10 protein-coding genes and 1 tRNA gene are annotated in these 13,500 nt (G+C 63.0%); 4 read left to right on the top strand and 7 right to left on the bottom strand.

The window, feature by feature from the left end; genetic code table 11:
* Window positions 1-9: 9 nt before the first annotated feature.
* Together ACOCG7_RS18855 and ACOCG7_RS18850 are read left to right on the top strand one after the other, a co-directional pair.
* The gene (locus ACOCG7_RS18855; RefSeq protein ID WP_244744303.1) at window positions 10-1,164 is read left to right on the top strand and encodes a hybrid-cluster NAD(P)-dependent oxidoreductase; all 1,155 of its coding nucleotides are present in this window, start codon (window positions 10-12) and stop codon (window positions 1,162-1,164) included.
* Between the two features lie 95 nt (window positions 1,165-1,259).
* On the top strand, window positions 1,260-2,474 hold the full coding sequence (locus ACOCG7_RS18850; protein WP_421380495.1) for a M24 family metallopeptidase: 1,215 nt from the start codon (window positions 1,260-1,262) through the stop codon (window positions 2,472-2,474).
* A gap of 304 nt (window positions 2,475-2,778) precedes the next feature.
* Here the strand turns inward: ACOCG7_RS18850 and ACOCG7_RS18845 are convergent.
* Together ACOCG7_RS18845 and gltX are read right to left on the bottom strand one after the other, a co-directional pair.
* A tRNA-Ala gene (locus ACOCG7_RS18845) sits at window positions 2,779-2,854 on the bottom strand.
* Between the two features lie 123 nt (window positions 2,855-2,977).
* Window positions 2,978-4,387: a glutamate--tRNA ligase gene (gltX, locus tag ACOCG7_RS18840; protein ID WP_083083405.1), complete on the bottom strand. Its 1,410-nt coding sequence runs from the start codon at window positions 4,385-4,387 to the stop codon at window positions 2,978-2,980.
* Window positions 4,388-4,813: 426 nt separating this feature from the next.
* On the opposite strand from gltX, the gene ACOCG7_RS18835 reads away from it, so the two are divergent.
* On the top strand, window positions 4,814-5,761 hold the full coding sequence (locus tag ACOCG7_RS18835) for a patatin-like phospholipase family protein (RefSeq protein WP_244744305.1): 948 nt from the start codon (window positions 4,814-4,816) through the stop codon (window positions 5,759-5,761).
* A gap of 186 nt (window positions 5,762-5,947) precedes the next feature.
* Here ACOCG7_RS18835 and ACOCG7_RS18830 read toward each other — a convergent pair whose 3' ends face one another.
* The 5 genes from ACOCG7_RS18830 to ACOCG7_RS18810 all read right to left on the bottom strand — a co-directional run bounded on the left by ACOCG7_RS18830 (window position 5,948) and on the right by ACOCG7_RS18810 (window position 12,557).
* Window positions 5,948-6,613: a C40 family peptidase gene (locus ACOCG7_RS18830; protein WP_073427646.1), complete on the bottom strand. Its 666-nt coding sequence runs from the start codon at window positions 6,611-6,613 to the stop codon at window positions 5,948-5,950.
* 136 nt (window positions 6,614-6,749) lie between these two features.
* Window positions 6,750-8,384 carry an ABC transporter ATP-binding protein gene (locus tag ACOCG7_RS18825; RefSeq protein ID WP_244744306.1) on the bottom strand — a complete coding sequence of 545 codons (1,635 nt, stop codon included), beginning with the start codon at window positions 8,382-8,384 and terminating at the stop codon, window positions 6,750-6,752.
* On the bottom strand, window positions 8,381-9,487 hold the full coding sequence (locus ACOCG7_RS18820) for an ABC transporter permease (protein WP_244744308.1): 1,107 nt from the start codon (window positions 9,485-9,487) through the stop codon (window positions 8,381-8,383). The genes ACOCG7_RS18825 and ACOCG7_RS18820 overlap by 4 nt, the downstream gene beginning before the upstream one ends.
* Window positions 9,487-10,524: a microcin C ABC transporter permease YejB gene (locus tag ACOCG7_RS18815; protein WP_073427643.1), complete on the bottom strand. Its 1,038-nt coding sequence runs from the start codon at window positions 10,522-10,524 to the stop codon at window positions 9,487-9,489. The genes ACOCG7_RS18820 and ACOCG7_RS18815 overlap by 1 nt, the downstream gene beginning before the upstream one ends.
* A 56-nt stretch (window positions 10,525-10,580) precedes the next feature.
* Entirely contained in the window at window positions 10,581-12,557 is a 1,977-nt protein-coding gene (locus ACOCG7_RS18810) for an extracellular solute-binding protein (RefSeq protein WP_244744310.1), read from the bottom strand.
* A 126-nt stretch (window positions 12,558-12,683) separates the two neighbouring features.
* Here ACOCG7_RS18810 and fabI point away from each other — a divergent pair, with 126 nt between their 5' ends.
* Entirely contained in the window at window positions 12,684-13,475 is a 792-nt protein-coding gene (gene fabI / locus ACOCG7_RS18805) for an enoyl-ACP reductase FabI (protein ID WP_073427642.1), read from the top strand.
* Window positions 13,476-13,500: the final 25 nt, after the last annotated feature.

Genomic DNA, 13,500 nt, shown 5'->3' with positions numbered 1-13,500 from the left:
ATGAGCGCTATGAACTCCGTTGAAAGCATTCTTGACGCCGAACCCGCGGCCGCCGACCGACTGTCCGATCCCGACACGTGGGAGAGTGGCGGCAGGCTCTGGCCCAGTAGCGAGCAGCAGACGCTGACGTGCTGCCGCGTCGTCGACGAGACGCACGACGTCAAGAGCTTCGAGTTTCGCGCGAGCGATGGTTTGCCCGTGCGTTTCGAGCCCGGTCAGTTCATGACGGTCGCGGCGAATGTGCAAGGACGATCGGTCGAACGTTGCTACACGATTTCCTCGCCGCCCACGCGTCCCTATCTGCTTTCCATTACGGTAAAGCGGGTTCCGGGGGGAATCATGTCCAACTGGCTTCATGACAATATGAAGCCGGGAAGTCAGTTGAAAGCGTATGGTCCGTCCGGCACTTTCACGCCTACCGCCTCGCGTGCCTCGAAGTCGTTGTACCTGTCGGCGGGTTCCGGCGTGACGCCGCTGATGTCGATGACGCGCGCGAGCATCGACCTCGGGCTCGACCGCGATATCGCGTTCGTGCACAGCGCAAGAACGCCTGCCGATATCGTGTTTCGCGAGGAACTGCAAAGACTCGCCAAACTCTCCCCTCGGTTTCGCCTCTTCTTCGTATGCGAAGGAATCGGCAACGACGAGGCTTGGGCCGGCGCGACGGGCCGATTGAGCCTTCAGCTCCTCGCGGAATGGCTTCCTGATTACGCGGAGCGCGAGGTGTTCACTTGCGGTCCGGCGGGCTACATGGGTGCGGTAAGGAATCTGCTGCGCGAAGGCGGTCACGACCCGGCGCGTTATCACCAGGAAAGTTTCGATATCTCAGCAGGTGTCGCACCGGTGTCCGCCGCTGCGTCTGCCCCTGCGTCTGCCCTGCAAGAGAGCGATGCGGTTCGGGAAACCGTCACGGTCAAGCTGGCCCGCTCCTCCAGAACGTTCACGATGAGCCCGTCGGAAACCGTGCTTGCCGCGGCAAAAAAAGCAGGCGTTGCAATCGCATCCTCTTGCAGCCAGGGTATGTGCGGTACCTGCAAAACCAGGGTACTCGAAGGCACGGTGGATATGCGTCACAACGGCGGGATTCGCGACAGGGAAGTCCAGAAAGGTTTCCGCCTTCTGTGTTGCAGCCGTCCGACCTCCGATCTGGTGCTGGAACTCTGATTGGCCCCTCCCATGAAGCGCGCAACGTCGCATGCTGAATGTTCCGCGGCGACCGTTGCACTCCGACAAAGCGAGTCCCCATGCCTTGCAGCGAGATGATCGATGCGAGTACGCCCGCCGATCTGAAACGAACGAGCAATACTTTGATCGACGTCAGGGCCTACAGGCTGGCCCGGGTGCGGGAACAACTGCATAAGAACAACTGCCCCGCGATATTGTTGTACGACCCGGTGAATATCCGCTACGCAACGGACACGTCGAACATGCAAGTCTGGACGGGGCGCAACCCGTCGCGATACGTGATGGTATTCGCCGACGGTCGTGTCATCGCCTGGGAGTTTCACAGTTGCGAGCATGTGTGGGATGGCCTGAGTCTGGACCTCGAAATGCGCAGCGCGGTCGGTTGGACCTTCTTCAGCGCGGGCCCGGAAGCCGAGCGCCGCGCTAACGCGTGGGGCGCCGAGATTGTCGATGCGCTCGGCAGACGTGCGCCGAACGAGCGCCGACTGGCGGTCGACCGGCTCGACCCCATCGGCGCTGCCTGCCTGACGCAGCACGGGCTGACTCTTTTGGACGGACAAGCCATGATGGAGATGGCCCGGACGGTTAAGTCGTCGGGCGAACTCGTGCTCATGAACGAGTCCCTGCGCGCGTGCGAGAAAGGGATCGAGCGCATGCATCGCGAGCTTCGGCCCGGCATGAGCGAACAGGATCTCTGGGCAAACCTTCACCACGAGAACATCCGGCATGGCGGCGAATGGATCGAAACGCGTCTTCTCGCATCCGGAGACCGGACCAATCCGTGGATGCAAGAATGCTCCTCGAGGATTCTTGTACACGGTGAGTTGTTGGCGTTCGATACCGACATGGTCGGACCGAACGGCTACTGCTCGGATATCTCCCGGACATGGACGGTAGGTCATACCCGGCCGTCCGACGAACAGCGCAAGCTTTATGAGGCTGCCTATTCACAAGTTCATTTCAACATGGACCTGTTGCGCCCAGCCATGACATTCCGGGAGTTCTCGGAACGGGCCTGGAAGATCCCGGCGCTATATCTGAAGAACAGATATAGCTGCGTGGCGCACGGCATCGGCATGGTCGACGAGTATCCGTCCATCGCGCATCAGGTCGATTGGGAAAGCGCTGGCTACGACGGTCAGTTCGAAACCGGCATGACGCTTTGCGTCGAAAGCTATATCGGCGCGGAAGGAGGAAATCAAGGCGTGAAGCTCGAGCAGCAGGTGGTCGTCACTGACAGCGGTTGTGTGCCGCTCACCTCGTGCAGCTTTGAAACCGGCTGGCTTTGAGGTCGGCGGGAGCGGCGCTGGTTCGGACACGGATGTCGTGGCACCAGAAAACACGGGCTCGCATGGCGATTCATGAGCCGTGCCGGCGGCATCTTCTCGTCTGCTTGGTGATCGGTCGGGAGGCTGGCGCAACGGTGAATTTTCGGCGCTCTCAGCGAATGCTGGCGCGGCAGGAGTCTTGGCGGGAACCCGTGCCCTTTTGCGGCCTGTTATATGTTCCTACCGACCTCAGAAAAAAATAAAGCCCCGATTTCTCAGGGCTTTCGGACTTCTGATGCTGTACAGCATGTTGGCAATGTTCTGATGGTGGAGGTAAGCGGGATCGAACCGCTGACCTCTTGCATGCCATGCAAGCGCTCTCCCAGCTGAGCTATACCCCCCTTGCAGAACAGAAACGAAATTCTAGAGGCCAATCTTCGCTTTGTAAATACCCTTTGAGCAATTGCGTGCGTTTTTTTCAGGAGCCGCATGCAAGGCCTTTCGATGCACGGCCTGAACGCGCTTCAGGCCAGCGCGCTTTCGATACGGCCCACGACGACATCGCGCCCGAACAGCAGCAGCACGCTGTCGATCGACGGCGTATGCGTGGTGCCCGCCACCAGCAAACGAACCGGCATCGCCAGTTGCGGCATCTTCAGCTTGTGCGCGCCCAGCGTCGCCTTCAATGCGGCGGCGATCGCTTCCTTCGTCCACTCCACCGTCTTGAGCGCGGCCGCCAGATCGGCGAGCGCCGGACGCACCGCGTCGGTGACGTGCTGCGCCAATGCGTCGGCCTCCGGCGCCGGCGCGCGATAAAACATGGCGGCGTTTTCGGCGATTTCCTTCACCGTGGACGCGCGATCCTTCAGCAAGCCCACCACCGCGGCCAGATCCGCGCCTTGCGCGACGGCGGCTTCATCGATGCCCAACTGCGCGAAGAATGGCTTGGCAAGCCCGGCGAGGCGCGCGTTGTCCGCTTCCTTGATGTAGTGCGCGTTCAGCCAGTTCAGCTTGTCGTGGTCGTACTGAGCCGGCGACTTGCCGAGGTGCTCGAGATCGAACCATTCGACGAACTGCTCGCGCGAGAAAATTTCCGCGTCGCCATGCGACCAGCCCAGACGCGCCAGATAATTGACGACCGCTTCCGGCAGATAGCCTGCGTCGCGATAACCCATCACGCTCATCGCACCGTGGCGCTTGCTCATCTTCTCGCCCTGCTCGTTCAGCACGGTCGGAAGATGCGCGTACACCGGCGGCTCGGCGCCCAGCGCGCGCAGGATGTTGATCTGACGCGGCGTGTTGTTCACGTGATCGTCGCCCCGAATCACGTGCGTGATGCGCATGTCCAGATCGTCCACCACCACGCAGAAGTTGTAGGTGGGCGTGCCGTCCGGGCGAGCGATCACGAGGTCGTCGAGTTCTTCGTTCGAGATCTCGATGCGGCCCTTCACCGCGTCGTCCCACGCCACCACGCCGGTAAGCGGGTTACGGAAGCGCAGCACGGGCTCCACGCCCGCCGGCGGCTGCGGCAGGACCTTGCCCGGCTCGGGGCGCCACGTGCCGTCGTAGCGCGGCTTTTCGCCGGCTTCGCGTTGACGCTCGCGCAGCGCGTCCAGTTCTTCCGTCGACATGTAGCACGGATACACGAGCCCCGCGTCCTGCATCTGCTTGAGCACTTCGCGATAGCGGTCCATGCGCTGCATCTGGTAGAACGGGCCTTCGTCGAAATCGAGGCCGAGCCATTCCATGCCCTGGAGAATGGCGTCGACGGATTCGGAGGTGGAGCGCTCGACGTCGGTATCCTCGATCCGCAGCACGAAGGTCCCTTTCATCTTGCGCGCGAACGCCCACGGATAGAGCGCGGAGCGAATGTTGCCGAGGTGGATGAAGCCGGTGGGACTCGGTGCGAAACGGGTACGAACGGAGGTGGTCATTAGCGGTTACTCGGAAGACGGGCGCCGGCGCCTCGGCAAACATCGCCAGCCAGGCGCGGCAGCGGACCGCGCCCATGCGGCAGAAAAACGCCGCGCACGGACACGAAGGAAATAAATGCGAGAGGCGAATTATACCTGCGGCTAGCGAGTTGCCCGCCCTCGTCCGAATGGCCAACGAGGCGGTGGAACCAGCGCGCAAGCGGCATGCGCGACGCAATTCACGGCACCCGAGCGCTTCCTCTGCAACGTTTCATTACCGGGTCGCCGCGCATCGGGCGCTTTGATTTATGATGTGCGCGCGCCGCGGCCGGGGATAGAACCGCCGCGCATGGCATCGCCGCCGGCGATCCTCGTATGTGACTACCCGCCTGATCGCGGCACGGGTTCACGCTGATCCCGCCGCCCGTGCCGTTGCTGGAGAACTCGTTGAAACCGTCATCCCCTCGCCTCGCCCGTCGCCATTTCACATTGGCGGCGGCCGCCACGGTGCTGGCCGCGTGCGGCACAACCGGCAGCAAGACCGACCGCACGCCGGTCGCCGGCATGCCCGCGGCGACCACGCCGCCGCTCGACAAACCGCAGCGGCCGATTCGCGTCGGGCTCGCGCTAGGCGGTGGCGCCGCGCGCGGCTTCGCGCACATCGGCGTGATCAAGGCGCTCGAGGCGCGCAACATCCAGATCGATCTGGTGGCCGGCACGAGCGCGGGCTCGGTGGTCGGCGCGCTGTACGCGTCGGGCATGAACGGCTTCGCGCTGAACAAGCTGGCGCTGACCATGGACGAAGCGTCGATCAGCGACTGGGCCATGCCGTTTCGCACGCGAGGTTTCCTGCAAGGCATCGCGCTGCAGAACTACCTGAACACGACGCTCAACAACCGTCCGATTGAAAAGATGGTGAAGCCGCTCGGCGTGGTCGCCACCGATCTGAGAACCGGCCAGCCGATCCTGTTCCAGCGGGGCAATACCGGCATCGCCGTGCGCGCGTCGTGCAGCGTGCCGTCGATTTTCGAGCCGGTGAAGATCGGCGGCCACGAATACGTCGACGGCGGCCTGGTGAGCCCGGTGCCCGCCTCGTTCGCGCGCAAGATGGGCGCGGACTTCGTGATCGCCGTGGACATCTCGCAGCGTCCGGAAAGCGGCCTGACCGCGAGCTCCTTCGACGTGCTGATGCAGACCTTCACGATCATGGGACAGACGATCAAGGCCTATGAACTGGACAAGTACGCCGACGTCGTGATCCGGCCGAATCTGGCCGCCATGAGCGGCAGCGATTTCTCGCAACGCAACGCCGCGATTCTGGCCGGCGAGGAAGCCGTGGCGAAGATGATGCCGGAATTGCAGCGCAAGCTGGCGGTGAGCCGCGCGGCGGTGTAGGCAGGCGGTGCCTGGGTCAGGCAACACCGGCGGCGCGCGGCGGCTACGGCTGGACTGCGCGGCCCGCAAGGCCCGCGCCGACACGATACGGTCACAACCCCCCGCCTTCCAGACAACAAAAAGCCTGCTTCAAACGAAGCAGGCTTTTTGTTGTCGCGCCAGAACCGCCGGCGCAACAGATCAAAATCAGTTATTGCCGCCGATCGCCGCGTTCACGCGCGTGCGCAGATCCTGACCGTCCTGATAGGACGTCTCGATCCGGCGTGCACCGGTGAAGCGCTTTTCCCAGTAGCCGCTATCCATGTCGTCGACGCGGATCGTGCTGCCCGTGGAAGGCGAATGCACGAACTTGTTGTCGCCGATGTAGATGCCCACGTGTGAGAACGTGCGGCGCATCGTGTTGAAGAACACGAGATCGCCCGGCTTCAGGTCGCTCACGCGCACCTTCTCGCCGACCCGGCTCATTTCCTCGGCGCGGCGCGGCAGCGCCATGCCAAGCGTGTCCTGGAACACGTAGCGGACGAAACCGCTGCAATCGAGTCCCGAATCGGGAGTATTGCCACCCCAGCGGTAGCGCACGCCGATCATGTTCAGCGCGCCGACGACCACGTCGCCCGCCTTGCCGGCCATGCCGGAAAGGAACGACTTGGCGCCGCTGTCGCTCCCGGGAGCGGCCGCACGCGAATTCGGGGAAGATAACGAATTCGACCCGTTGAGGGTCGAATATGAGGCATTCTGATTGAAACTGCTTACTTCGTCGGCGAAAGCGCCGGGAGCTGCTGCCATCAAGACGCCAATGAACATCCCGGCGACGACGCGCGTGCAAGCCTGGGTCAGGTTTCTGTGCTGCATTGGTCGGTATTTATTGCCTAAAAAACAAGGGTCTACGGAAAAAGTTTGGTCGATACTAGCCAGTAAGTATTCACGTGTCAAAACAAATAGAAAAATACAATCGAGACACGCACCCAATTGGTGAAAGAGTGCAAAATCAATGGTCAAGCGCCGCTTTCAGCAGCTTTCGAGTGTAAGGATGCGCGGGCGTCGCAAAAATCTGCTCAACGGCGCCGCTTTCGACGATCGAACCGTTTTGCATCACCGCGACGCGGTGCGCCATCGCTCCAATCACGGCCAGATCGTGGCTGATGAAGACGAAGCCGAGGTTGTACTTCTGTTGCAATCCGGCGAGTAGTTTCAGCACTTGCTGCTGGATGGAAACGTCGAGCGCGCTGGTGGGTTCGTCGAGGACCAGGATGCGCGGCTCCAGCACCAGAGCGCGGGCAATCGCGATCCGTTGACGCTGGCCGCCGGAGAATTCATGCGGATAGCGCCACAGCACCGTCCGGTCGAGGCCGACTTCGCGCAGCACCGAAACCACCTTGTCGCGGCGCGCCTGCGGCGTCATTTGCGGGCGGTGCAGCGCGAGCCCCTCGCCGACGATCCGCTCGATGGTGTGGCGCGGCGAAAGCGAACTGAACGGGTCCTGGAAGACGACTTGCATGTTCGAGCGCAAGGCGGTCTGCTCGGCGCCGCGATAGCTGCCGAGCGCCCTGCCCTGAAATTCGATCTCGCCGTGCGCGGTGCGTTGCAAACCGAGCAAGGCCATCGCGAGCGTCGATTTGCCGGAACCCGATTCGCCGACGATCCCCAAGGTCTCGCCCTGGCGCACGGACACAGTCGCATCCGCCACCGCGCGAAAACGCCCCGAACGGAACCAGCCGCTCACACCCGGCAGCTTCGTTTTGAAATCGACCGACACCTCGCGCGCTTCGAGCAGCACCGGCGAAATCGGCAGCACCGGCACCAACGTGCGCTGCGGCCGACTGGCCAGCAGACGCTGCGTGTACGGATGCTGCGGCGACTCGAACACGCGCTCGACCGGCCCGCTTTCCACCAGCACGCCCCGCTCCATCACCGCGATGCGGTGCGCGAAGTGGCGCACGAGGTTCAGATCGTGCGTGATCAGCAGCACGGCCATGCCGCGTTTTTCGGCTTCATCGCGTTGCAATTCGAGCAGCAGGTCGACAATCTGCGCGCGGATCGTCACGTCGAGCGCGGTGGTCGGTTCGTCGGCCAGCAGCAGGCGCGGCCGGCAGGCGAGCGCCATCGCGATCATCGCGCGCTGCCGCTGGCCGCCCGAGAGTTGATGCGGATAGCTGTTCACGCGCTTGCCCGGCTCCGCGATGCCGGTGCGCCCCAGCAGCGCGACCGCGCGTTTGCGCGCCTCGCCCGCCGCCACGCCGTCGTGCACGACGATGGTCTCCGCAATCTGATCGCCGACCGTGTAAAGCGGGTTGAGCGCCGTCATCGGCTCCTGGAAGATCATCGCGATGTCCGAGCCGCGCATGCCGCGCATCTCGCGCTCGCTTTTGGCGAGCAGGTCCTCGCCGTCGAAACGGATCGACCCGCTCACTTGCGCGTCGTTCAGCAGGCGCAGGATCGACAGCGCGGTCACGCTCTTGCCCGAGCCCGATTCGCCGACCAGCGCCACGCGCTCGCCGCGCTGGATCGCGAGCGTCACGTCGTTCACCGCGACCGTGTCGCCGAACGTCACGTGCAGATGTTCGAGTTCGAGCAGCGGCCGCGTGACGGCCTCTTTTGCGCTGTTATCGACCGTGGCGCTCACTGGTTGCCTCCGGCGCGCATCGCATCGGAGATGCGGGTGTCGAGCGCATTGCGCAGCGCGTCGCCCATGAAGGTCAGCAGCAACAGCATCGCGACCAGCACGCCGAAGGTGGACAACGAAATCCACCACGCGTCGAGATTCGCCTTGCCTTGCGCGAGCAGTTCACCGAGGCTCGGGGTCGGCGACGGCACGCCGAGGCCGAGAAAGTCGAGGCTCGTCAACGCCAGAATGGCGCCGCTCATGCGAAACGGCAGGAACGTGATGACCGGCGTCAGGCTGTTGGGCAATACGTGCCGCCACATGATCTGCCAGTTCGACAGCCCCATTGCTCGCGCGGCACGCACATAGTCCTGGTTGCGGTTACGCAGAAACTCCGCGCGCACGTAATCGGACAAACCGATCCAGCCGAACAGCGACAGCAGCACGATCAGCAAAATGAATCCGGGCTCGAAGATCGACGAAAAAATAATCAACAGATAAAGCTCCGGCAGTGCGCTCCAGATTTCGATCAGCCTCTGCCCGACGATATCGACACGCCCGCCAAAGAAACCCTGCACCGCGCCCGCCGCAATACCGATGACCGTGCCGATCAGCGTGAGCACCAGCGCGAATTCCACCGACACGCGAAAGCCGTACAGCAAGCGCGCGAACAGATCGCGGCCGCGGTCGTCGGTGCCGAGCCAGTTTTCACGCGAGGGCGGCGCGGGGTTCGGCGCCTTCGAAAAGTAGTTCAGCGTGTCGTAGTAGTAGCGGTTCGGCGGATACAACGCGAAGTTGCCGGGCGCGTCGAAGCGCTGCTTGATATACGGATCGAGATAATCGGCGGGCGTGGGGAAATCGCCGCCGAAGGTGGTCTCGGCATAGGTCTTGAACATCGGGAAATACAGATGGCCGTCGTAGCGCACCACCAGCGGCTTGTCGTTCGACCACAGCGGACCGGCGAGGCTCGCCGCGAACGCGGCGACGAACACGATCAGGCTCCAGTAGCCAAGCCGCTGCTGGCGAAAACGCTGCCACACGCGGCGCGCGGGCGAAGGCGACACGAACGCGCGAGCCGGTTCGGTGCGCGCCGCCGCATCGGCGGAAAGGCGGGCTCGATTCATCAGCGCTCCAGTTGTTCGAATTGGATGCGGGGATCGACCCACACATAGCACAGGTCGGAGATCAGTTTGGTCGCGAGACCGATCAGCGTGAATAGATACAGCGTGCCGAGCACCACCGGATAGTCGCGCCGCACCACCGATTCATAGGACAGCAGGCCCAGGCCGTCGAGGGAAAACAGCGTCTCGATCAGCAGACTGCCGGTGAAGAACGCGCCGATGAACGCCGCCGGAAAACCGACGATCAGCGGCAGCAACGCATTGCGAAACACGTGCTTCCACAGCACGCGCTTTTCCGACAAGCCCTTGGCGCGCGCCGTCAGCACATACTGCTTGCGGATCTCGTCGAGGAACGCGTTTTTGGTGAGCATGGTGACGACCGCGAAACTGCCCACCACCGAGGCGGTGATCGGCAACGTGATATGCCACAGGTAGTCGACGATCTTGCCGCCGAGGCTCAGTTGCGCCCAGTTGTCCGAGGTGAGGTTACGCAGCGGAAACAGTTGCAGGAACGTGCCGCCGCCGAACAGCACGAGCAGCAGCACGCCCAGCACGAAACCCGGAATCGCGTAGCCGATCAACACGACGAGACTGGTCGAGATGTCGAAGCGCGAGCCGTTGCGCACCGCCTTCGCAATGCCCAGCGGCACCGATATCAGATATGTCAGAAAGAACGTCCATAAGCCGATGCTGATCGACACCGGCAGCTTCGAGACGATCAGCGACCAGACGCTTTGATGGCGGAAATAGCTCTGCCCGAGGTCGAACGTCGCGAAGCGCTTGAGCATCAGCACGTAGCGTTCGAGCGGCGGCTTGTCGAAGCCATACAGCGCCTTCAATTGCGCGACCTGCTGCGCGTCGACGCCGTTATGCGCGCGCAGACCGAACGGCGAGCCGCCCTCCGCGCCCTTGCGCAACTCGTGCTGCATCTGCTCGACCGGGCCGCCCGGAACGAACTGGATCACGGCGAAGGTCAGCGTCAGCACGCCGAGCAAGGTCGGGATCATCAGCAGCAGGCGTTTGAGGATGTAGCTCCACATAGTCGACGTTTCCGGTGCGAGGCGGTAAGTGGATGGGCGCTTCCGCGCGGCTGCGGTTACGGTTGCGACGACGATGGCGACGGTGATGGCGGCTGAGGCTGCGCGAACCACCACGTCGACGTGATCCAGCCCTCCGCGCCATAGTACAGAGGCAAGGTTTTCGGCCACGCGAGGCCGCGCTTGAACGCGACACGATGCGTCGCGCTATACCAGTGCGGCACCACATAGTAGCCATGCATCAGCACGCGGTCGAGTGCGTGCGTCGCGTCGACCAGTTGCTCGCGCGTCTGCGCATGCACGAGCGCGTTGAGAATCGCATCGACCGCCGGCGACTTCAGCCCGATCATGTTGTCCGAACCGTGGGTATCCGCGGCCTTGCTGCCGAAACGGTCGATCTGCTCGGAACCCGGCACCTGCACATCCGGCATGCGGATGGTGGTGGTGTCGAAATCGAATGCGTCCAGACGCTTCTGATAGACGGCGAAATCCGATACGCGAAACGTGGCGGTGATGCCCAGCTTCCGCAGATTGCGGATGAAAGTAGCGATGATCGGCTCCATTTGCGCGGACGAACCGGAGTCGTCGAGAATCTCGAAGTGGAACGGCTCGCCCTTCTCGTTGCGCAATGCGCCGTCGCGATAGGTCCACCCCGCCTGTTGCAGCAGCGCCCGCGCCTGCAGCAGATTGGCGCGTAGCGAGCCTGGCGGATCGGTGTCCGGCTGCTTCGGCGGCGGGCCGAACACGGCCGGATCGAGCTTCGCGCGCCACGGTTCGAGCAGCGCCAGCTCGCCCGGCGAAGGCGGCCCCTTGGCCTGCAAATCCGTGTTGGCAAAGAAACTGTCGATGCGCGTGTACTGGTTGTAGAACAGTTGACGGTTCAGCCACTGAAAGTCGAGCGCGAGGTCGAGCGCCTTGCGCACGCGCACATCCTGAAACAAAGGGCGCCGCGTGTTCAGCATGAAGCCTTGCATGCCCGTGCCGTTATGTTGCGGAAATTCGCGCTTGATCAGTTCACCGCTGTCGAATTTCTTGCCGACGTCGCGCCGCACCCAATTGCGCGCGATGTACTCGACCATCGCGTCGTACTCGCCCGCCTTGAACGCCTCGAGCCGCACGGTGCTATCCGAATACAGCTTGTAGACGATGCGATCGAAGTTGTTCGTGCCGACCCGCACCGGCAGCGCCGCGCCCCAGTAGTTCGGGTCGCGCCGGTACGTGATCGTGCGCCCGTTGTCGTACCGTTCTATCAGATAAGGGCCGCTGCCGATCGGCTTTTCGAACGCCAGTTGATCGAATGGAGTACGGCTGCCGTCGGGCTTCATGCCCCACTTGCGCGAGAACACCGGCACGCCGCCGGCGAGCAACGGCAACTCGCGATTGCGCTGATGGAACTCGAAGCGGATCGTATGCGGATCGACCACCACCGCTCGCGTGATCTCGCCGAAGATCGACGCGAATTGCGGCGCGGCTTGCGGGCTTTTCAGCGTGTCGAGCGAGAATTTGACGTCCTCGGCGGTCACCGGATCGCCGTTCGAAAAGCGCGCTTTCGGGTTGATGTGAAAGGTAGCGGACAGGCCGTCCGGCGCAACGTTGATGTCGTCCGCAAGCAGCCCGTACGCGGACGCCACTTCGTCGCTGCTGCCGGTGGTCAGGCTTTCGAACATCGCGTTCACGCCAGGCGCGGTGTTGCCGCGCAATGTGAACGGATTGAACTTATCGAAGCTCGTGAGCCGGCTCGGATTGGCGAGCACCAGCGTGCCGCCCTTGGGCGCATCGGGATTGACGTAGTCGAAGTGCTTGAAGTTCGCCGGATATTTCGGCTCGCCATATTGCGCGATCGCATGAACGGCCTGCGCCCGCGGCGCCACCAGCAGCCCAGCTACCGCCAACGCGCCGGATAGCGCTACGGCGCATGCCGCGCGCCATGAATTCCGCAAACGAGGCACAACCGGTAGACCGACACGCGAGAGTCTGTGAATCACGCTGCGCCGAAGCGCGTGAGGCGTTTGAACCCGTCGCGAGCCAGTTGTCATAGGGGCCTTGTTGGTCAATGGGCAAGAGCAATGTGAGAGAATTCTACCTAATAAACCCGCGCTATCCGTACGTTCCGAACGCATCACGTTCGCGTGCGCGAAGCGCAGACCTTATCAGGAGAATTCATGGGCTTCCTCGCTGGCAAACGTATCCTGCTGACCGGCCTGCTGTCGAACCGTTCGATTGCATACGGCATCGCGCAAGCCTGCAAGCGCGAAGGCGCCGAACTGGCGTTCACCTATGTCGGCGAGCGCTTCAAGGACCGCATCACCGAGTTCGCCACCGAATTCGGCAGCGACCTGGTGTTCCCCTGCGACGTCGCCGACGACGCGCAGATCGACGCCCTCTTCGCCTCGCTGAAAGAGCGCTGGGACGGCCTCGACGGCCTCGTCCATTCGATCGGCTTTGCACCGCGCGAAGCGATCGCGGGCGACTTTCTCGACGGCATGACGCGCGAGAACTTCCGCATCGCGCACGACATCTCCGCATACAGCTTTCCGGCGCTCGCCAAGGCCGCGCAATCCATGTTCACGCCCGACGCGTCGCTGCTCACACTGAGCTACCTCGGCGCCGAACGCGCGATTCCGAACTACAACACGATGGGTCTCGCCAAGGCGTCGCTTGAAGCGAGTGTGCGTTATCTGGCGGTGTCGCTCGGCGCGAAGGGCGTGCGCGTGAACGGCATTTCAGCGGGGCCGATCAAGACGCTGGCCGCGAGCGGCATCAAGGGCTTCGGCAAGATTCTCGAATTCGTCGAGCAGAACGCGCCGCTCAAGCGCAACGTGACGATCGAACAGGTCGGCAATACCGCGGCCTTCCTGCTGTCGGATCTCGCGGCGGGCGTGACGGCGGAGATCGTTCACGTGGACAGCGGCTTTAGCGCAGTGGTGGGCGGAATGGCCGCCGTGGCCGAATAACTCTGTTGCTTGTGCCGCATGGGCG

Origin of the sequence: Paraburkholderia sp. DD10, from assembly GCF_049177125.1 — a bacterium.
GTDB lineage: Bacteria > Pseudomonadota > Gammaproteobacteria > Burkholderiales > Burkholderiaceae > Paraburkholderia > Paraburkholderia terricola.
The sequence above is the reverse complement of the archived record's forward strand: the minus strand, read 5'-3'. Positions and strand labels throughout refer to the sequence as shown.